This window comes from Ruegeria sp. AF3 (assembly GCF_056536285.1).
Genome location: NZ_JBQFJM010000002.1, coordinates 400852 through 421532, shown reverse-complemented (window position 1 = coordinate 421532; position 20681 = coordinate 400852). Strand labels below are relative to the sequence as shown.

20 protein-coding genes are annotated in these 20681 nt (G+C 56.4%); 15 read left to right on the top strand and 5 right to left on the bottom strand.

Features of this window, described 5'->3' with window-relative positions; genetic code table 11:
• Window positions 1–12 precede the first annotated feature (12 nt).
• Genes ACR3FC_RS18540 through ACR3FC_RS18525 form a run of 4 tightly spaced genes read left to right on the top strand, consistent with a single transcriptional unit; the run spans window position 13 to window position 4129 of the window.
• Window positions 13–843: a carbohydrate ABC transporter permease gene (locus tag ACR3FC_RS18540; RefSeq protein ID WP_480477631.1), complete on the top strand. Its 831-nt coding sequence runs from the start codon at window positions 13–15 to the stop codon at window positions 841–843.
• Between the two features lie 12 nt (window positions 844–855).
• On the top strand, window positions 856–1860 hold the full coding sequence (locus tag ACR3FC_RS18535; RefSeq protein ID WP_480477629.1) for an ABC transporter ATP-binding protein: 1005 nt from the start codon (window positions 856–858) through the stop codon (window positions 1858–1860).
• On the top strand, window positions 1857–2630 hold the full coding sequence (locus ACR3FC_RS18530) for an L-iditol 2-dehydrogenase (protein ID WP_480477627.1): 774 nt from the start codon (window positions 1857–1859) through the stop codon (window positions 2628–2630). The genes ACR3FC_RS18535 and ACR3FC_RS18530 overlap by 4 nt, the downstream gene beginning before the upstream one ends.
• The gene (locus ACR3FC_RS18525) at window positions 2630–4129 is read left to right on the top strand and encodes a mannitol dehydrogenase family protein (RefSeq protein ID WP_480477625.1); all 1500 of its coding nucleotides are present in this window, start codon (window positions 2630–2632) and stop codon (window positions 4127–4129) included. Before ACR3FC_RS18530 ends, ACR3FC_RS18525 begins: the two co-directional genes overlap by 1 nt.
• A gap of 107 nt (window positions 4130–4236) precedes the next feature.
• On the opposite strand, the gene ACR3FC_RS18520 is transcribed toward ACR3FC_RS18525, so the two are convergent.
• The 3 genes from ACR3FC_RS18520 to ACR3FC_RS18510 are packed head-to-tail and all read right to left on the bottom strand — an operon-like array spanning window position 4237 to window position 6797.
• Window positions 4237–4395 (bottom strand): EamA family transporter, encoded by a 159-nt coding sequence (locus ACR3FC_RS18520; RefSeq protein WP_480477623.1) that lies wholly within the window; start codon window positions 4393–4395, stop codon window positions 4237–4239.
• A 56-nt stretch (window positions 4396–4451) separates the two neighbouring features.
• Entirely contained in the window at window positions 4452–5609 is a 1158-nt protein-coding gene (gene argE, locus ACR3FC_RS18515; protein ID WP_480477621.1) for an acetylornithine deacetylase, read from the bottom strand.
• Between the two features lie 3 nt (window positions 5610–5612).
• On the bottom strand, window positions 5613–6797 hold the full coding sequence (locus ACR3FC_RS18510) for a M24 family metallopeptidase (protein ID WP_480478201.1): 1185 nt from the start codon (window positions 6795–6797) through the stop codon (window positions 5613–5615).
• 492 nt (window positions 6798–7289) lie between these two features.
• Between ACR3FC_RS18510 and ACR3FC_RS18505 the strand changes: the two genes are divergently transcribed.
• From ACR3FC_RS18505 to ACR3FC_RS18475, 7 genes are all read left to right on the top strand, one after another.
• On the top strand, window positions 7290–7664 hold the full coding sequence (locus ACR3FC_RS18505; RefSeq protein WP_480477619.1) for a hypothetical protein: 375 nt from the start codon (window positions 7290–7292) through the stop codon (window positions 7662–7664).
• A 303-nt stretch (window positions 7665–7967) separates the two neighbouring features.
• Entirely contained in the window at window positions 7968–9551 is a 1584-nt protein-coding gene (locus ACR3FC_RS18500; protein WP_480477617.1) for an ABC transporter substrate-binding protein, read from the top strand.
• Window positions 9552–9619: 68 nt separating this feature from the next.
• Complete coding sequence (locus ACR3FC_RS18495) at window positions 9620–10714, top strand: M24 family metallopeptidase (RefSeq protein ID WP_480477615.1); 1095 nt, start codon at window positions 9620–9622, stop codon at window positions 10712–10714.
• Window positions 10714–11721: an ABC transporter permease subunit gene (locus tag ACR3FC_RS18490; protein ID WP_480477613.1), complete on the top strand. Its 1008-nt coding sequence runs from the start codon at window positions 10714–10716 to the stop codon at window positions 11719–11721. The genes ACR3FC_RS18495 and ACR3FC_RS18490 overlap by 1 nt, the downstream gene beginning before the upstream one ends.
• On the top strand, window positions 11721–12623 hold the full coding sequence (locus tag ACR3FC_RS18485; RefSeq protein WP_480477611.1) for an ABC transporter permease subunit: 903 nt from the start codon (window positions 11721–11723) through the stop codon (window positions 12621–12623). Before ACR3FC_RS18490 ends, ACR3FC_RS18485 begins: the two co-directional genes overlap by 1 nt.
• A gap of 4 nt (window positions 12624–12627) precedes the next feature.
• Entirely contained in the window at window positions 12628–13605 is a 978-nt protein-coding gene (locus ACR3FC_RS18480) for an ABC transporter ATP-binding protein (protein ID WP_480477609.1), read from the top strand.
• Window positions 13602–14558 (top strand): dipeptide ABC transporter ATP-binding protein, encoded by a 957-nt coding sequence (locus tag ACR3FC_RS18475; protein WP_480477607.1) that lies wholly within the window; start codon window positions 13602–13604, stop codon window positions 14556–14558. The genes ACR3FC_RS18480 and ACR3FC_RS18475 overlap by 4 nt, the downstream gene beginning before the upstream one ends.
• Window positions 14559–14631: 73 nt before the next feature.
• Here the strand turns inward: ACR3FC_RS18475 and ACR3FC_RS18470 are convergent, their stop codons facing one another.
• On the bottom strand, window positions 14632–15402 hold the full coding sequence (locus tag ACR3FC_RS18470; protein ID WP_480477605.1) for a transporter substrate-binding domain-containing protein: 771 nt from the start codon (window positions 15400–15402) through the stop codon (window positions 14632–14634).
• A 121-nt stretch (window positions 15403–15523) separates the two neighbouring features.
• On the opposite strand from ACR3FC_RS18470, the gene ACR3FC_RS18465 reads away from it, so the two are divergent.
• From ACR3FC_RS18465 to ACR3FC_RS18455, 3 genes are read left to right on the top strand one after another with little or no spacing between them, the layout of a single operon-like run.
• Window positions 15524–16264, top strand: a complete 741-nt coding sequence (locus tag ACR3FC_RS18465; protein ID WP_480477603.1) for an amino acid ABC transporter ATP-binding protein — start codon at window positions 15524–15526, stop codon at window positions 16262–16264.
• A gap of 9 nt (window positions 16265–16273) precedes the next feature.
• On the top strand, window positions 16274–17032 hold the full coding sequence (locus ACR3FC_RS18460) for an amino acid ABC transporter permease (protein WP_480477601.1): 759 nt from the start codon (window positions 16274–16276) through the stop codon (window positions 17030–17032).
• Between the two features lie 11 nt (window positions 17033–17043).
• Window positions 17044–17379 carry a carboxymuconolactone decarboxylase family protein gene (locus ACR3FC_RS18455; protein WP_480477599.1) on the top strand — a complete coding sequence of 112 codons (336 nt, stop codon included), beginning with the start codon at window positions 17044–17046 and terminating at the stop codon, window positions 17377–17379.
• A gap of 31 nt (window positions 17380–17410) precedes the next feature.
• On the opposite strand, the gene ACR3FC_RS18450 is transcribed toward ACR3FC_RS18455, so the two are convergent.
• Window positions 17411–18343, bottom strand: coding sequence for a hydrogen peroxide-inducible genes activator (locus tag ACR3FC_RS18450; RefSeq protein WP_480477597.1), 933 nt, complete (start codon window positions 18341–18343; stop codon window positions 17411–17413).
• A gap of 107 nt (window positions 18344–18450) precedes the next feature.
• On the opposite strand from ACR3FC_RS18450, the gene katG reads away from it, so the two are divergent.
• Window positions 18451–20631, top strand: a complete 2181-nt coding sequence (gene katG / locus ACR3FC_RS18445) for a catalase/peroxidase HPI (protein WP_480477595.1) — start codon at window positions 18451–18453, stop codon at window positions 20629–20631.
• Window positions 20632–20681: the final 50 nt, after the last annotated feature.

The window sequence follows — 20681 nt, the reverse complement described above, 5'->3', positions numbered from 1 at the left end:
GGAGATAAAACCATGGCCCGCTCCGTCACAATCCAACGCAAGTCGCTGAACACAGCCCTGGCTTGGGCCGTCGGTCTGCTGATCTTTTTCCCGATCCTCTGGACGATCCTGACCAGCTTCAAAACCGAAGCGCAGGCCATTGCGAGCCCGCCACTGTTCCTGAACTTTGACTGGACGCTTGAGAACTATGCTGTCGTACAGGAACGCTCGAATTACATGCGTTTCCTTTGGAACTCGGTCATCATTGCAGGTGGGTCAACCCTGTTGGGTGTGATCATTGCCGTACCGGCAGCATGGGCAATGGCGTTCGTTCCTTCGAAACGTACAAAGGACATTCTGCTTTGGATGCTCTCTACCAAGATGTTGCCGGCAGTCGGTGTCCTTTACCCGATCTACCTGCTGTTCATCCGTCTGGGGCTGCTTGATACACGAGGTGGATTGGTCGTCGTGTTGATGCTGATCAACTTGCCGATCATCGTCTGGATGCTCTACACCTACTTCCGTGAAATTCCCGGTGAAATCCTTGAAGCCGCACGGATGGACGGGGCGACACTGAAAGAGGAAATCCTGCACATCCTGACACCCATGGCTGTTCCGGGCATCGCTTCGACTGTTTTGCTGAACTTCATTCTTGCCTGGAACGAGGCGTTCTGGACCCTCAACCTGACAGCCGTTGACGCGGCCCCGCTGACCGCATTTATCGCCAGCTATTCCAGCCCCGAGGGCCTGTTCTTTGCCAAGCTCAGCGCGGCTTCGACAATGGCGATTGCACCGATCCTGATCCTTGGCTGGTTTAGCCAGAAACAACTTGTCCGCGGCCTGACTTTTGGCGCTGTGAAATAAGGAAAACTTATCATGGGACGTATTCAACTCAGGTCCGTGACCAAAAGCTTTGGCGACGTACAGGTTATCCCGCCACTGGATCTGACCATCGAAGACGGAGAGTTCACGGTGTTCGTCGGGCCATCGGGTTGCGGCAAGTCCACTTTGCTGCGTCTGATTGCGGGGTTGGAGGACATCACGTCAGGTTCCATCGACATTGACGGGGCCGACGCGACAAACGTACCACCCGCAAAACGCGGTCTGGCGATGGTGTTCCAGTCCTATGCCTTGTATCCGCACATGTCCGTTCGCAAGAACATCGCCTTTCCCTTGCGCATGGCAAAACTGGATCAGGCCGAAATCGACAAACGTGTGAAAGGGGCCGCGCAGGTTCTGAACCTGACCGACTATCTGGATCGCCGCCCCGGCCAGCTGTCCGGTGGCCAGCGTCAGCGCGTTGCTATCGGGCGTGCCATTGTCCGTGAACCCGCAGCGTTCTTGTTCGATGAGCCGCTGTCCAACCTGGACGCTGCGCTGCGCGTTGGCATGCGGTTGGAGATCAGCGAGTTGCACGAACGGCTGGCGACCACCATGATCTATGTGACCCATGATCAGGTTGAAGCAATGACGATGGCCGACAAGATCGTCGTGCTTCAGGCTGGTGTGATCGAGCAGGTCGGAAGCCCGCTGGACCTGTATCGTACGCCACGAAACCTTTTTGTCGCCGGGTTCATCGGTTCGCCCAGGATGAACTTTATCGAAGGCGAAGAAGCTGCAAAACACGGCGCACATACAATCGGCATCCGCCCCGAACATATTGCTGTGTCCGAGAGCGACGGAACCTGGAGCGGTGTTGTAGGCGTGTCCGAGCATCTTGGATCAGATACGTTTTTCCACATACATGAAACCGGTCTGGCGGAAACAATCACGGTGCGAGCAGACGGAGAAGTTGGATTTACGCATGGCGACCGCATCTACCTGACGCCACGTGCCGACGTGCTTCATTGTTTTGACGCGCAAGGGCTGCGGATCGAATGAAGCGACTGGACGGAAAAACCGCGCTCATCACTGGGGCTGCGCGCGGAATCGGGCTGGCCTTTGCAAAAGCTTACGTCGCCGAAGGTGCGCGTGTGGCCATTGCCGACATAGATTTCGCGCGGGCGCAATCCGCAGCCTCGGAAATCGGTGACGCTGCAATGGCGGTCGAAATGAATGTTGTTGATCAGGACAGCATCGACATTGCTGTTGCGCGCACAGTGGATCAGTTCGGCCAGATTGACATTCTGATCAACAATGCTGCCGTTTTCTCAGCAGCGCCAATCATCGAAATCGACCGCTCCGATTACCAGCGAGTCTTTGATATCAATGTTTCGGGCACCTTGTTTACAATGCAGACCGTTGCGCGACACATGATCGACGCCAATGTCAAAGGCCGGATCATAAATCTGGCCTCACAGGCTGGTCGGCGTGGCGAACCTTTGGTCGCCGTTTACTGCGCCAGCAAGGCTGCCGTTATATCTTTGACGCAGTCAGCGGGGCTCAATCTGATCGCTCACGGGATAAATGTGAATGCGATCTCACCCGGTGTTGTTGATGGAGAGCATTGGGACGGCGTCGACGCCTTCTTTGCGAAGTACGAAAATAAAAAACCGGGGCAGAAGAAGCGTGAAGTTGCATCAGCGGTACCGTTCGGCCGTATGGGACGGGCCGAGGATTTAACCGGGATGGCGGTGTTTCTGGCGTCTGATGAAGCGGAATACATCGTGGCCCAGACTTACAATGTCGATGGCGGAAACTGGATGAGCTGATGACCCCTTTGGCGGACATAACACCGGTAGAGCTGTGCCTCGAACGCCTCGGATCGCTTCCTGCGGATGTCAAAATACCCGGATACCGGCGTGAAGACCTGACCCCTGGAATTGTTCATATTGGGCTTGGGAATTTTCACCGTGCGCATCAGGCGTGGTACATCCACAGGCTGATGCAAAAAGGGCAGGCCTTGGACTGGGCGATCATCGGGGCCGGCGTTCGGGCTTTTGACGCGGACATGCGCGAAAAGCTGATTGGGCAGGACTGTCTGACAACTTTGATCGAGCTTGACCCGTCCGGCGTTTCGGCCGAAGTCATCGGTCCGTTGATGGACTATCTGCCCATTGAACCCGAAAATGCGCCTCTGATCCGGAAAATGTCCGATCCCGCCATTCGGATCGTGTCCCTTACCGTAACGGAAGGTGGCTATTTTCTGGATGCCAAGTCAGGTGTTTTCGACGTGGATCACGATGATATTCGACACGACGTGCAAAACCCGCAACAGCCTCGCACGGTCTTTGGTGCCATTGTGGCAGCACTTGGCAATCGCCGTGCCGCCGGGCATCTGCCCTTTACGGCATTAAGTTGTGACAACCTTCAGGGCAACGGTACTATCTTGCGCAACTGTGTTGTTGAACTGGCGCGCCGGACGGACCCTGATCTTGCGGATTGGATCGATCAGAACGGGGCGTTTCCGAATTCAATGGTGGATTGCATTGTTCCCGCCACCTCTGATCAAGTTCGGTCGCAGGCTCGAGCCCTAGGAATTGAAGACTGCGTTCCGGTGTCACACGAGAATTTCCGCCAATGGGTGATTGAGGATGATTTCTGCGCCGGGCGGCCAATGTTGGAGAATGTCGGCGTTACGATCACCAAGGACGTACACGCATATGAAACACTGAAACTGCGCATTCTGAACGGCGGGCACCAGATTCTGGCGAATGTGGGCGAGGTTCTGAACATCCCCACAATCTCGGACTGCATGAACGACCGGGAAATTTCGGCATTCTTCCTGAAAGTCCAGACCGAAGAAATTCTTCCTCATGCCAGTGCGGTTCCTGGGATGACACCGGAACAGTATCTGGATCTGGTTAAACGCAGATTTTCGAATACGGCTATTCACGATACCACGCGACGCGTGGCCTTTGATGGGTCTGCGCGCCACCCCGGTTTCTTGCTTCCGTCCATTCGCGATGCTCTGGCCTCGGGTACATCTGTCACTGGGCTGGCACTGGTTGAAGCTTTCTGGTGCCGGATGTGCGCCGGTCTGCGTGAGGATGGATCAGAGATTGCGCCCAATGATCCCATCTGGAGCGATTTGCAGAGTGCGGCCCTTGCCGCCAGGGGACGGCCCGAAAAGTGGCTTGAGGTAGCAAACCTGTACGGAAGTACTGGCCGTGAAGCCCAGTTTGCAGAATCCTTCACACGCTGGTTGCCACGGATCTGGCAGCACGGATGCCGGTCGACGATCAAAAGCTATGTGAATGCGCTTTCCTGACGGTTGTGATCTCGGTTCAGGTGGTTTCTATCGTTTCGCTGGTCATGGTGATGGGAAATATCACGACAAAAAAGAATGAGTATTGCACTGTGCTAGCCGGTACCGGGTCATTTCGAGTGATCACGCGGCAGGGCAGGGCGGAACACCGCCAGCAGCGGCAGAAGACACAGAACAGCCAGACCATAACGGATCGCAAGCATGGTCATCGGTTCCACATAGGGCAGCCCCATCTTGGCAAAACTGTAGCCACCCGCCCAGAACAGCACGAACAGACCGGTGCACCCAACCAGAATATCGATACCGCGCGGACCAAGGTCATCATCTACTCCAGCTTCGAAGATAACCGCCGAAGCATATCAAGGCACTGGGCCATCTGTTCGACCGAGACGTATTCATCCGGTTTATGCGCCTGATCGATTGATCCGGGACCGCAGACAACGACGTTCATCCCCAACTGCTGGAATATCCCGGCCTCGGTACCGAAGGGTACAACGTCGGCTCCGTTTGCCCCTGTCAGTTCCATCACAAGGTCACGCGCCTCGTTGTCGTCCATTGGTTCTAGCCCGTCGACCTCACCGATAATTTCGGTCTTGATACCAGCATCGGGGTGAATAGCCTGCATTGCCGGGATCAGGGTTTGCGCGCAAAACCGGTGCAGTTCGTCTTTGACGTAATCCGCATCCGCCTTTTGCACTGGTCGCATCTCCCAATCGACCCGCGCCTTACCGGGGATCACATTATGGGCCACCCCGCCCACCAACGTACCGGTATTTATTGTCGTCCATGGTGGGTCGAACGGGCTGTTTGCCGGTGCTCTCCCTTGCAAATCAGCCTTCAGCGTCAGCAGTTTCGAGACGTATTGCACCGCGTATTCGACGGCGTTTACACCGCGCTCGGGGGCCGAGCCATGGCCTTCGAACCCGGTAAAATGCGCTGTATATTCAAAGCAGCCCTTATGGCCCTCGATGATGCGCATCGAGGTGGGTTCCCCGATGATGACCACAGCGGGTTTGATCGCTTTCTTCCGCAGGGTCTTGGCCAAAGCCTGCGCGCCAAAACAGCCGATTTCTTCATCATATGTAAAGGCGAAATGCAATGGGCGCTGAAGATCCAGCTTTGCGTAATACGGGGCCATGACGACTGCCGCCGCGATAAACCCTTTCATATCGCAGGTTCCGCGCCCAAACCACTTGCCGTCCCGCTCCTCCATCACGAACGGGTCCGAGGACCAGTCCTGATCGGCGACAGGCACTACATCGGAATGGCCTGACAGAACGATACCACCGTCGCGCTTTGGGCCCAATGTGGCAAAAAGATTGGCTTTGGTGCCGGTTTCATCATGCCATATTTCAACCTCTGCACCGCAATCGCTCAACCGGTCCGCGAGGTGTTTGATCATGTCCAGGTTGCTGTCTGACGAAACCGTGGGGAAGCTGATCAGTTCGCCCAGCAGGGTCTTGGCGTCTTCGAGGGTGCTCAAGGCTTAGTCTTTCACAAAGAGCTTTCGCTCGATATTGCACAGGGCTTCGGCGGGGCCGTTTTCAGTGATAAGAATGGTTTCCGTGGTCTCAAGCCCCCAGCTGTCCATCCATAGCGCAGGCATGAAATGGAAAACCATGCCCGGTTGCAGAATGGTCTCGTCTTCGGCGCGGATCGACGCTGTCCGTTCGCCCCAATCTGGCGGATAGCTCAGGCCGATAGGGTATCCCATGCGCCCCTCCCGTTCGAGTCCGTGACGGGCAAGAACCTTAAGAAAAGCGGTTGCAATGTCGCTTGTCCGATTGCCAGCCCGTGCAGCCTCTAAACCCGCCGCTATCCCTTCGATCTGCGCGCGTTCCGCGTCCCGCATTTCTGGCGGCGGAGTGCCAAGATAAACCGTGCGGCAAAGCGGAGCGTGGTACCGCCGATAGCAGCCTGATAGTTCGAAAAATGTTGCCTCACCTTCTTTCATCGGCGCGCCATTCCATGTCAGGTGCGCGGCAGTGGCATCCAGCCCTGAGGGTGTCAAAGGGACAATGGCCGGGTAATCCCCCCAATCATCCTCAACCCCGGTAATCCCGGCATGAAGGATATCTGCGACAAGGTCGTTCTTGCGCACGCCCACCGCGGCGCGATCAATGGCCGTTTGGATTACTTTTTCGGAAATCCGGGCCGCCTTTCTAATAAAGACAATTTCTTCTTCCGACTTGATCAGACGCTGCCAGTTCACAAGTGCCGTCGCATCCACCAGCGTCGCTTCGGGCAATTCCTTGCCCAAAACCTCGTGTGCCTTTGCGGAATAGTAATAGTTCTCCATCTCAACGCCGATGCGGGCGGTGCTCAGCCCGAGTGCGCGAATGTGGCCAGCCAGATCCTGCATGGGATGGCGTATGGTTGATTGAACGTAGTGGTCTGCATAGCCGCGAATGCTGTCCCTGGACATCCAGCATGTGCGCAACCCACCCAATGCATCCATCTGGCGTCCCCACCAAATCGGCTCACCTTCCATGCCGAGCAATACGCCCTGATGCACGTAAAAGGACCAACCATCATAGCCAGTCAGCCAAGCCTGGTTCGAAGGGTCGGTGACAAACAGTAGCTCTAGCCCCGCTTTTTCCATAGCGCTTCGGGTCTTGGCGATCCTGCGGTCATATTCCGCTTGGCTGAAGGGGGCGTGTTCAATCGGCATGGCATCCTCGGAGGCTGGATATGACACGTACTTGAGCGCAATCTTTCCAATTTGTACACAAATGAACTTGTAAGCGATACCTGAACCGAAACCCCTATTAGAAGTTAATGGGTTATCTAACGAGGAGATCATGGTACGGGTACAGGGTATTCGCCCTCAGCATCGAAGGACGCAGTAGAATAGAGCGCTGGAAGCATGCGAAGTCCCTGTTCGGCGGTTAGTGCGTTTCCGAAACCGCGCCAAAAGTCATGAGCCACCGAGGGTCATGAGAAATTTCTTCAGACCTCATCTGATCGCGGTTTTCGCGGGCCAATCGACTATTTGTGCGGTTTTATGCTGCGCCTGAGCGAGGATCGGCATTTCTCCGCTGGATATGATTGCAAGACGGCAACGGTGGAACCTGATCTCGCGCGCGGCATGGTGCAGGGGGTCGGTGTCTTGGGGCACAGTGAAGGCTCGCTGCCAAACCCCAGATGTCCAAGGACTCAATCAATGCTACACACTGCGCCCACCTGTCGAGAGGCGGCCCCTTGTTTCGATGCATGTCGATCCAGCGCGCTCGACACCAACGGCATTCTCAATTCAACGCGTGCCGCGTCCCCTGTGGTGAACGAGGCAGAGTGTCAGAGCCTGCGCAACTCGGCCGGTCAGAGGAAAGCGCGCAATCTTTGGGGAATGGTTGCGTGGGGTTTGTTGGTGATAGTCCAAATCGCTGCGTACGCCGCCATGTTCTATGGCGTGTTGGTTATGCATATCTCGCTGCTTCCCAACGTATTTCTGGTTGCACTGACAGTCTTATTCTGGCTGGGCTACGATTGCATTCGCGATATGCGCAAGGATGCTTCATCAGCTAACGGTCAAAGTTAGATTCCTTTCTTACCTGAATGACTTCGGGTCAATGACAGTCGATATCTGTGGCCAAACCGCCGGGCCCAGTGGAATGTAAGTGTTGCCCTTCGTGATTTCCTTGGGGCAGGGCGCTTTCAGGTTCAAGACACGCCCTGGCAACAGGAATCTTTCACGAAAGTCAGTGACAGAGCCGGTTGACAACAGGTTTTGTATTTTGGATACATTTGTCAGGGATATCGCAACGACCTGTATTGTCACTGAACGCTCTGACGACAAAGAGCCCTGCGATTGTCTTGCCAAGTCCATTTCTGGGAGAAAATCATGAAACTCAATCTTCTGGCCGCAACCACGGCAATAGCCCTGTCGGGTGCCGTGGCACAGGCAAATACCCTGGTGTATTGTTCCGAAGGTTCACCCGAGGGGTTTGACCCTGCACTGTTTACCGCAGGGACTACCTTTGATGCCTCGTCGCATCCCATTTATAACCGGTTGCTTGAATTCGAAACCGGTACAACCAATGTGATCCCCGGTCTGGCTGAAAGTGTCGAGGCCAGTGATGATGGCCTGGAATACACGTTCAAGCTGCGCCAGGGTGTTAAATTCCATTCGAATGACGAATTCACCCCGACCCGAGACTTCAACGCTGATGACGTAATCTTTTCGTTCATGCGCCAAAAGGACGAGAACCACCCCTATAACCAAGTGTCTGGCGGCACGTGGGAATACTTCCAGGGTATGGGGATGCCGGATCTGGTCTCTTCTATCGAGAAGATTGATGACTACACGGTGAAGTTCACCCTGTCCAAGCCAGAGGCACCCTTTGTTGCGAACATGGCGATGGATTTTGCTTCGATCATGTCAGCCGAATATGGCGATGCTATGATGGCTGCCGGAACGCCTGAAAAACTGAATACCGCGCCCATCGGGACCGGGCCTTTCTCGTTCGTGGCCTACCAGAAAGACGCGGTGATCCGCTATGCGGCCAATGGCGACTACTGGAAGGAACCGGCGCAGGTCGAAAACCTGATCTTTGCCATTACGCCGGACGCGTCTGTTCGCTACCAGAAGCTGAAAGCTGGCGAATGCCATGTGATGCCTTACCCGAACCCGGCTGACATTCAGGCGATGAAGGATGATGCAGACATCAACATGATGGAGCAGGAAGGGCTGAACGTCGGGTATCTGGCTTACAACACCACGATGACGCCGTTCGACAACCCCAAGGTTCGCAAGGCGTTGAACATGGCGATCGACAAGCAGGCGATCATCGACGTGGTTTTCCAGGGCTCGGGCCAGGCTGCCAAGAACCCGATCCCGCCAACCATGTGGGGCTATAACGACGCCATCGCGGACGATCCATATGATCCCGAAGCGGCCAAGGCCATGCTTGAGGCCGAAGGCGTCTCGGACCTGTCGATGAAGGTCTGGGCGATGCCGGTTCAGCGCCCCTATAACCCTAATGCCCGCCGCATGGCCGAGCTGATTCAGGCCGATTTTGCCAAGGTTGGTGTGGGCGTCGAAATCGTCTCGTACGAATGGGGCGAATACCTGTCACGCTCGAAAGAACTGAACCGCGACGGTGCTGTTCTGCTGGGCTGGACCGGGGATAACGGCGATCCGGACAACTTCCTGGCCGTTCTGCTGGGCTGTGACGGTGTCGAAGCATCGAACCGCGCGCAATGGTGCCACCAGCCGTTCGAGGATCTGATCCTGAAAGCCAAGCAAAGCACCGATCAGGCCGAGCGGACCAAACTGTATGAAGAAGCTCAGGTCGTGTTTAAAGAGCAGGCCCCATGGGCAACCATTGCTCACTCGGTTGTATTCATGCCGATGAGCAACAAGGTGCAAGGTTACAAAGTGCACCCGCTGGGCGGCCACATCTTCTATGGTGTGAGCGTCGAGTAAGCCACCACTCACTCACCGGAGCCGCCTGTTTGGCGGCTCCGGCTTTCTTATTGAGGAGGTCGGCCTGAATGCCGGATCTGTCCGAATATCGTCAACTGGCACGGGACATGTCAGTCGACGCTGTTGCTCTTGTACCTGGCCCGAATTTCACCCGCGCTTTGGGAAAAGCTTTCATGAGCCACGAACGGCCCTTCGTGGTTGTTGTCCCGCCTGAGGGACAGGCCGCAGCGATTGTGCCCAATCTGGAACTGGCCTCATGGGATCTTGTCGAATTCGAGGGCGCTGTTTTCGATTGGCGCGATCAGACCGGTTATGACGATGCGTTTACCGCATTGGCCGCACAAATGCCGATCCGCTCGCTTGCGGTGGAAGGTCAGGTGATGCGGGTTTTCGTCTCTGCGGCGTTCACCCGTGCTTTGCCGGGCTTACGGATCGTCGACGGTGAACGCGAAATCTCGGGCCTGCGCATAATCAAGACCGATGAAGACATTGCTGCGATGCAGGCGGCCATCGATATCTCGGAACGTGCTCTGGGTCGTGTGATTGCAGATGTGCGTGTCGGCCAGACCGAAAAACAGATCGAGCAAGCCCTGATACAGGCGCTGTTTGCAGAAGGGGCCGAGTCACTGGCGTTTTCACCCATCGTAGCGGCTGGCGACAATTCGGCACGGCCGCATGGGAAAGCGCGCAACGACTACCAGATCAGGGCAGGCGACGCGTTACTGTTCGATTTCGGTGCCCGCAAAGATGGTTTCGCCGCCGACATTACGCGAACCTTCTTTGTTCAGGACGTGTCGGACGAGGGCAGGGAAGTCTATGACACCGTTCTGCGCGCCAACAAAGCCGGGTTCGAAGCCTGCCGCCCTGGTGTAGCGGCCCATGACATAGACGATGCGGTCATAAGCGTGCTCGAGGCCTCGCCATTTGCGGATCGTATTCGCACCAAAACGGGTCACGGGTTGGGTCGGGATGTGCATGAGGCACCTTATATCATGCGTGGGAATCATCAGAAAATCCTGCCGGGTATGGTCTGGACGAATGAACCAGGTCTGTATGCGCTCGAAAGTTTTGGCGTTCGCATCGAAGATGATGTGCTTGTCACTGAGGATGGCTGCCGGTCGCTGACCCATTTCCCCAAAGAGCTTACAATCATAGGTCGCTGATGTTTGGTTACTTACTCACCCGCATTGGCCTGTTCGTCCCGACCTTTCTGGGCGTGACGTTGATTTCATTCATGTTTATCCGGGTGCTACCGGGTGATCCGATCATCGTTATGGCCGGCGAGCGCGGCATGACTGAAGAACGCTACCAGGAAATGGTAGAAAAGCTGGGTTTCGACAAACCGGTGTTGCAGCAATACTGGGAATACCTTGCCGGAGTTTTGCAGGGCGATCTCGGCGAAAGCTTTGTCACCAAAAAACCGGTCTGGGAGGAGTTCTTTTCGCTGTTCCCCGCGACAATGGAACTTTCGCTCTGCGCCATGATCTTCGCCATCGCATTGGGTCTGCCTGCCGGCGTGATTGCGGCGGTGAACCGGGGGAAGTTTTTTGACAGGGCACTGATGTCTTCGGCATTGGTCGGATATTCGATGCCCATCTTCTGGTGGGCGCTGCTGCTGATCATCGTGTTTTCGGGCAATCTTGGCTGGACACCGGTGTCCGGCCGGATCGACCTGCTTTATTACTTCCCAAGTGTCACTGGCTTTATGCTGATCGACAGTCTTTTGTCCGGACAGGAAGGCGCATTCGGGTCGGCCGTTCGTCATCTGATCCTTCCGACGATTGTGCTGGGTACTATTCCGCTGGCCGTGATCGCGCGTCAGACCCGGTCGGCGATGCTGGAGGTTCTGGGCGAGGATTACATCCGCACCGCGCGTGCCAAAGGGTTGTCGCCGACCCGGGTAAACGGGCTGCATGCGCTACGTAACGCGCTGATACCGGTTGTCACGGTGATCGGGTTGTCGGTTGGTACGTTGCTGGCGGGGGCAATTCTTACTGAAACCATCTTCAGCTGGCCGGGCATCGGCAAGTGGATGGTCGACAGTATTTTCCGCAGGGATTACCCGGTGGTGCAAGGGGGTTTGCTGATGATCGCGGTGATCGTGATGCTGGTGAACCTGCTGGTCGATGTTTTGTACGGCATCATCAACCCCAAAATCCGGAGACGATGATGACCGAGCTTTCGTCGAACCAGCCAATGGCCGAAAATCGTCCCAGCGCACTGCGAGAGTTCTGGTACTATTTCAGCGAAAACCGCGGTGCCGTGATCGGGTTGTGGGTTTTTGCCACCTTTGTGTTCTGTGCGGCCTTTGCCCCTTTGTTGGCCCCCTATGATCCGACCGAACAGTTCCGGGACCATATCCTGCAACCCCCTGCCTGGCAGGAAGGCGGAAACTGGGCCTTCCCGTTGGGCACCGATCCTTTGGGCAGGGATATGCTGTCGCGGCTGATCATGGGTTCACGCTATTCCTTCTTTGTGGGGATCGTTGTGGTCTGTGTTGCCGTAACGGGCGGCGTAATGGTCGGCCTTCTGTCGGGTTTTGCGCCCAAATGGGTTGATACGTTGATTATGCGGGTGATGGACATCGTCCTGGCTTTCCCGTCTCTGCTGCTTGCCCTTGTTCTGGTCGCCATTCTGGGCCCATCACTGACCAATGCGATGATCGCCATCGCCATCGTGTTTCAACCGCATTACGTGCGCCTGACCCGCGCGTCGGTTCTGGCGGAACGGCAGAAAGACTATGTGACCTCGGCCCGTGTGGCCGGTGCTGGCAAGTCGCGGCTGATGTTCATCACGGTATTGCCCAACTGTCTGGCGCCAATCATCGTGCAGGCGGCCCTGTCTTTTTCGACTGCCATTCTGGACGCGGCGGCCCTTGGGTTTCTGGGCATGGGCGCGCAGCCCCCCACGCCGGAATGGGGCACCATGCTGGCTGAAGCGCGCGAGTTCATCCTGCGCGCATGGTGGGTTGTAACCTTCCCCGGTCTCGCGATTCTGGTCACCGTGCTTGCCATCAATCTGATGGGTGACGGGTTGCGGGATGCGCTGGACCCGAAACTGAAACGGAGCTGATCGCATGAGCCTTTTGCAGATCCGTAATCTGACTGTTGAGTTCGCCACATCTTCGGGTAGTTTCCGCGCCGTGGACGGTGTCGATCTGTCGGTCGACAAAGGCGAATTGCTGGCCATCGTCGGCGAAAGCGGTTCGGGCAAGTCCGTGTCGATGCTGGCACTGATGGGCTTGCTGCCCTGGACCGCCACGATCACCGCCGATGAGATGAGCTTTGAGGGCCGTGACCTGTCCGGTATCTCGGCCCGCGAACGGCGCAAGATCATTGGTAAGGACATGGCGATGATCTTTCAGGAACCGATGTCCTCGCTGAACCCCTGTTTTACTGTCGGGTTTCAGATCAAAGAGGCATTGCGCATCCACCTTGGCCTGAACCGAAAAGAGCGTCACGAGCGTGCGGTCGAATTGTTCGATCAGGTTGGCATTCCCGCGCCTGAAAGCCGCCTGAATTCCTTTCCGCATCAAATGTCAGGGGGCATGAACCAACGGGTTGTGATCGCGATGGCCATTGCCTGCAACCCCAAGCTGCTGATCGCGGATGAACCGACCACGGCGCTGGACGTGACCATTCAGGCGCAGATTCTGGATCTGTTGATCCGGTTGCGTAATGAGCATGGCATGGGTCTGGTTCTGATCACCCATGACATGGGTGTCGTGGCGGAAACCGCCGAGCGGGTTCAGGTGCAATATGCCGGGCAAAAGGTTGAAGAACAGCCTGTCAGGGAATTGTTTCGAACGCCGCGTCATCCCTATACCACGGCCCTGCTAAGTGCTTTGCCGGAGCGGGCAACGTCCAAGATTCTGCCGACGATTCCAGGTGTTGTACCTGGGCAATTCGACCGGCCAAAAGGATGCCTTTTCAGCCCACGGTGCCGCTTTGCCGATGCGACCTGCGCTCAGACCCCGCCGACCCCTCATGCCGAGGCATTTGGCAAGGCGCGCTGTCACCATGTTGAAAAGATTGCCGCCGGAGAGCTGGTATGACCACACCTATCGTTCAGGCCAACGCCCTGGCCCGGTTTTACACGGTCAAAGGCGGGTTGCTGTCCAAACCCGCAACCGTAAAGGCGCTGTCGGGGGTGGATTTCGACCTGCAACCGGGAAAAACATTGGCCATTGTCGGAGAGTCAGGCTGTGGCAAGTCTACGCTGGCCAGACTGATCACAATGATCGAAGAACCAACCTCGGGCAGCCTGACGATAAACGGGGTCGAAATTACCCCTTCGCAATGGAGCAAGATGCGAGAGACGGTGCAGATCGTCTTTCAGGATCCCTATAGCTCGTTGAATCCGCGTCAGCGCATCGGCCAGATCCTGCAGGAACCGCTGATCATCAACCGGCCTCAGATGACGGCCGCCGACCGTGAATTGCAGGCACGCAAGATGATCGAGATGGTGGGCCTGCGCCCGGAACATTATGACCGCTATCCGCATATGTTCTCGGGTGGGCAGCGCCAGCGGATCGCCATTGCGCGGGCGCTTATGCTGGACCCAAAGGTGCTGGTTCTGGATGAACCTGTCTCGGCACTGGATGTGTCGATTCAATCGCAGATCCTGAACTTGCTGGTCGATCTTCAGGAACGGCTGAACTTGGCCTACCTGTTCATTTCACATGACTTGTCGGTTGTCCGGCATTTCGCCGACGACGTGATTGTCATGTATCTGGGGCGCGCGGTCGAAAAAGGTCCGAAAGAGAAGCTGTTCGCTGCTCCCCGACATCCGTACTCCAAGGCGTTGCTCTCCACGACGCCCCGTGCCGACCCGGATGCCCGGAAAGAGCGGATCAAGCTGGAAGGCGAGTTGCCGTCACCCATGAACATCCCGAAAGGGTGCGCTTTTGCGCAACGATGCTGGCTCGCGACTGAACAGTGCAGGCAAACATTGCCTGAACTGGATGATGAAATTCATCAGGTCGCGTGTCTGCATCCTCTTTTCTGAAAAACCAGATGGCCAGCGAAAACGCCCGGGCCATAGGACCGGGCGTTAGAAAATCCGCACGTCCTTGAAGGCGTCAGAGCCCCCATTTCTCGCGGTTTGCTTCAAAGAAGCCTTCCGCTTTTTTCACTTCGATCCAGTTGTTTACATAATTTATCCAGATCTGGTCGCCTTGTGGCAGGATCATTGCAATCGGCGAAGGTGACCGGGGGCCGGCGTTTTTCACGCGCTCTACTGGAAACTTCTCCTCTAGTGTCGATCCTTCGATGTTCGACGTGATGAACACATCAGCACGACCGGCGATAACTTCCTGAAAACCACGGGCTGGGGCCTCGACCACCTTGATCTCGGCGTTAGGGAACCACTCGCGGACCCGTTTTTCAAACGTGGTGCCCAAAGTCGTCGCGACCTTAACTCCGGGTTGATTGATCGAGTCATATCCGTCGAATTTTTCGACCTTGTCCTTGGTGGTGTAGGGGAAGAGTTCCACCGAGATATAGCTGTCGGAAAAACCCGCAACTTTCATGCGCGGTGGTGAAATCGATGCCGACCCGGTAAGGTGGTACTTGCCCGCGACCACACCATTCACCAGTGTTTTCCAGTCGGTGGGGACAAATTCGACCTCAACGCCAAGATCGGCGGCCAGTGCATTCATAATGTCGATGTCGTACCCTTTGTAGCTGTTGGTTGCTGGGTCGCGCAGTGTCATAGGGTTCCAGTCACCTGTGGTACCAACCTTGAGCACGCCGGAATCCAGCACCTCGTTCAGCGCAGATTGCGCTTGTGCGGAACCTGACAATACAAGCCCCAACACGGCAGCCGCCGCGGCTTTCCAAAAAACGCTCATAGGTATCTCCCGTTGGTGGCGTTACGATCTTGTGATCGTATTCTTCATTGATTTAAGTCTAAAGGGAAAGATAACCTCAAGAAAATTTTATACTGAGGCTAAAATAGGGGCAATTCAGCTTATGCCAGACGCCGCAATCGAACTTGTGGATGTGAACAAGTGGTTTGATACCTTTCACGTTCTCAAGGACATCAATCTGACAGTCAACAGCGGCGAAAAGGTGGTAATATGCGGACCTTCCGGGTCAGGAAAATCGACCGTTGTGAGATGTATCAACCAGTTGGAAAAGCACCAGAAAGGTACCATTCGTGTAGACGGGATTGAGCTGACGGATGATGCAAAATCTGCGGCAACCATTCGGTCAGAAGTCGGGATGGTCTTCCAGCAATTCAATCTGTTTCCGCATTTGACCGTTTTGGAAAACCTGACTCTGGGCCCGATCAAAGCGCGCGGCCTGAGCCGGAAGGACGCGGAAGAAAAAGCGCGCCATTATCTGGATCGGGTACATATTCCCGATCAGGCGGACAAAAAGCCCATGCAGTTGTCCGGTGGTCAGCAACAGCGCGTGGCCATCGCGCGGTCCCTGTGCATGGAGCCACGCGTGCTGTTGTTTGATGAACCCACGTCGGCGCTGGACCCCGAGATGATCTCGGAAGTGTTGGAAGTTATGGTGGAACTGGCGAATGAGGGCATGACCATGGTGGTCGTGACCCACGAGATGGGGTTTGCCCGCAAAGTGGCTGACAAGATGATCTTCATGGATGCTGGTGAGATCGTCGAAGAAGGCAAGCCGGAACATTTCTTCACCAACCCTCAGTCTGATCGGTGTCGCAAATTCCTGTCTCAGATACTGCAGCACTAAGAGGGGCAGATGAAAAAACTCTTTATGATAATGCCCCTGCTGATGCTCACAGGCTGTTCGTCGTCCCAGACCTGGGGTTGGTATGTGATCAACCCGACCACAGCATCGGGTTGGATCAATGTAAAATTCCTGATCTCAGGGATGGGGGCAACGATCCAGATTTCACTGATCGCGGCCGTGTTGTCGATCGTACTGGGGCTGATGGTGGCCCTACCGGGATTGTCCGAGAAACGCGGCTGGCGGCTGGTCAACCGTGTTTACGTTGAATTCATTCGCGCCATTCCCCTGCTGCCGATGCTGTTCTGGGTCTTTTACGGCTTGCCCATCGTGTTCAAGTCGATGGGCATGAATGTCCCCATCGATCCCTTTTGGGGTGCGATCATCACATTGGCGATTTCTGACAGCGCCTTCACTGCCGAGATTTACCGCGCAGGCATTCAATCCATTGCGCGTGGTCAGAGCGAAGCGGCGCAGACCATCGGGCTGAACTATATGCAGACCATGCGCTATGTGATCCTGCCGCAGGCAATCCGGCGCATTCTGCCGCCCTTGGCAAACCAGTTCATCTACATCGTCAAGATGAGCGCATTCGCCAGCGTCATCGGGATGCAGGAACTGACCCGGCGCGCGAATGAGCTGGTGGTCACGGAATACCGCCCGTTGGAAATCTATACCCTGTTGATCTTTGAATACCTGATCCTGGTTCTGATCATCAGTGCCGGTGTGCGCTGGCTGGAGCGTCGCATGGGTGCGGACGAGCGCGGTTAAGGAGAATGGATATGGACTGGAAAGCTTTCATGGCCGAGACCGAGGCCAATATCGGAACTTTTTCGAAGGAAGTGCCCGAAACCGTGCGCGGCTTTGGCATCATGGGCAAGGCCGCCAAGACCGATGGCGCGCTGAGTGAGAAAACCAAGGAATTCATGGCCCTTGGCATCGCCATCGCGACCCGCTGCGACAGCTGCATCGGATTTCACGTGCGTTCCCTTGTCCGGCTGGGTGCCACCCGAGACGAGATGTGCGAGGCATTGGCGATGGCGACCTATATGGGTGGCGGGCCGTCTTATGCCTACAGCGCCAAAGCGTTGAAGGCTTATGATGTGTTTTCCGGGTAATTGCCGCGCATAGCACTAAAGCGGTTAGTGATCAGCCGTTTGGTTCCGGTTTCATTTGCCCCATGCCTCCAGCGTTTTCTTCGGCGGTTTTGCGAATAATTGCGCCAAGTTTCAGGAGGTTTTCGCCCAGCGGGTTGGTCTTTCGCCAGATCAGGCCGATGGTTCGGGTTGGTGGGGTGTCCTGAAAGCGGGCGATGGACACGTCGGCAGACCGGGTTTCCAGCCCCACGGCCATTTCCGGTATCAGCGTCACACCGATGCCCGCCCCGACCATCTGCACCAGTGTGGACAGAGAGCTGCCCTCCATAATGTGTTGCGGTTCGATATTGCGGATCGAACAGAACGAAAGCGCCTGATCCCTGAAACAATGCCCTTCTTCCAGCAACAGCAGCCGCATGGTTCTGAGCTGTGACGAACTTGGCATTGGCAACCCGGCGTCCCGCGCCGGGCGAACCAGCAGAAAGTCTTCGTTGAACAACGAAAATTCCCGAAGGTTGGGCTCCGATACAGGCAAAGCGACAACAGCAAAATCCAGTCTGGAGTCCAAAATTTCGCCGATCAGGGTTTGGGTGATGGTCTCTTTGGGTTCGATCGTCAGCTGCGGGAATCGTTGCGACAGTGCCTTAATGATTGATGGCAGCAAATAAGGCGCGACCGTGGGGATGACCCCGATTCTGATGCGACCCGACAAGGGACCAGCGGAAGATTGCACAAGATTCCCCAAATCCTCGACCCGCGTCAGGATTTCGCGGCCATGTTTTAGAACGTCTTCGCCAAGCGCGGTCAGGCGGGTTTCACGCGCTGCGCGTTCGACCAAGGGGCCACCCATGATGGCCTCCAGCTCCTTGATTTGTATGGAAAGCGCGGGTTGCGATATCGCGCTGGCCGCCGCCGCCTTTCCAAAGTGGCCGTGGGTGGCAAGCGCTTCGAAGTAGCGCAGGTGTTTAAGTGTGAGCGACTTCATAGGAAAAATTAATTGCAACGATAGTAATTACAAATTTCCAATTATCGAAACCGTAAGGTACGAGTCAAGACATCTGAACCCCTCGGTAAATACTCAGGAGATCTACAATGGACGGTAATCCCCACAATCACCAATCCGGCGGCTGCCCAGTCTTGCATGGCGGGAACACGGGCACGGGCAACTCTGTCACCAAATGGTGGCCGGATGCGCTGAACCTGGACATTCTGAGCCAGCACGACACCCGCACCAACCCGATGGACGCGGATTACAACCACCGCGAAGCAGTCAAAGGGCTGGATTTCAACGCTGTTCGCGCCGACGTCGAAGCGTTGCTGACCGACAGTCAGGACTGGTGGCCGGCCGATTGGGGCCACTATGGCGGCCTGATGATCCGACTGGCGTGGCACTCTGCCGGGTCGTACCGTCTGGGGGATGGTCGTGGTGGCGCAGGTTCGGGCAACATCCGTTTTGCACCGCTGAACTCATGGCCCGACAATGCAAGCCTGGATAAAGCGCGCCGTCTGCTCTGGCCGGTGAAAAAGAAATACGGCAATGCGCTGTCCTGGGCAGACCTGATTGTTCTGTCGGGAACGGTTGCCTACGAAGCCATGGGTCTGAAGACCTTTGGCTTTGGCTTTGGCCGCGAAGATATCTGGGGCCCGGAAAAAGACGTCTACTGGGGTTCGGAAAACCAGTGGCTGGCTCCGTCCGAGAACCGCTATGGCGATCTGGAAACCCCCGGCACGCTGGAAAACCCGCTGGGCGCGGTGCATATGGGCCTGATCTATGTGAACCCCGAAGGTGTGAACGGCAATCCAGATCCTGCAAGAACTGCTCTGCACATCCGCGAAACCTTTGCCCGTATGGCGATGAATGACGAAGAGACGGCGGCGCTGACCTGCGGTGGTCACACAGTCGGCAAAGCCCATGGTGCGATGGCAGGCGATCATATCGGTGCCGAGCCCGAAGCCTGCCCGGTCTCCGGTCAGGGCCTGGGTTGGAACAACCCCGATCAGAACGGCAAGGCAACCAACGCATTCACCTCTGGTATCGAGGGTGCGTGGACGAAAAACCCGACCAAATTCGACATGGGCTTTTTCGATTACCTGTTCGGATATGAGTGGGAATTGGGTAAATCGCCCGCGGGTGCACAACAGTGGCAGCCTATCGACATGCCGGAAGATGAAAAGCCGGTCGACCCGACCGACCCTTCGGTTCGGCGTATGCCGGTCATGACCGATGCGGACATGGCAATGAAGATCGATCCGATTTACAACGCGATCTGTCAGAAGTTCATGGCCGACCCGGATTACTTTGCTGACACCTTTGCCCGCGCGTGGTTCAAGCTGACCCACCGCGATATGGGGCCACGCGTCAACTACTATGGCCCAAACGTCCCGTCAGAAGAGCTGATCTGGCAGGACCCGATCCCTGCGGGTTCGACCGCGTATGACGTCGGTGCCGTCAAGGCAAAGATCGCCGACAGCGGTCTGACCGCGGTCGAGATGATCACCACCGCATGGGACAGCGCCCGTACCTTCCGTGGCTCGGACAAACGCGGCGGCGCAAATGGTGCGCGTATCCGTCTGGCACCACAGAAAGACTGGGCAGGGAATGAGCCCGAGCGTCTGGCAAAAGTGCTGGGCGTGCTGGAGCCGATTGCAGCGGAAACCGGGGCCTCGATTGCAGACGTGATCGTTCTGGCGGGCAACGTTGGTCTAGAACAGTCGATCAAAGCCGCAGGCTTTCACGTGGCGGTTCCGTTCTCGGCCGGTCGCGGCGATGCGACGGATGAGCAGACCGATGCCGACAGCTTCTCGGTGCTGGAGCCGCTGGCGGACGGGTTCAGAAACTGGCAGCTGAAGGAATACGCTGTATCACCCGAGGCGATGATGCTGGATCGCGCGCAACTGCTGGGTCTGACCGCAGCCGAGATGACGGTTCTGGTTGGTGGCCTGCGTGTGCTGGGTGCCAATCACGGTGGATCAGAGCATGGGGTCTTCACGGATCGCGTGGGTCAGTTGACCACCGACTTCTTCGTCAATCTGACGGATATGTCGCTTAGCTGGCATCCGGTCGATGGCGGCACCTATGAGCTGCGTGATCGTGCCTCGGGTGAGGTCAGGTTCACCGCAACCAGCGCGGATCTGGTCTTCGGCTCGAACTCGATCCTGCGTGGCTACGCCGAGGTCTATGCCCAGGACGATAATGCCCAGAAGTTCGTGCGCGACTTCGTAGCGGCCTGGACTAAGATCATGAACAACGACCGGTTCGATCTGGTAGCCTAAGTCATAAGTATCAGGCGAGGGAAACCTCGCCTGATATTGTGTTCGGGCTG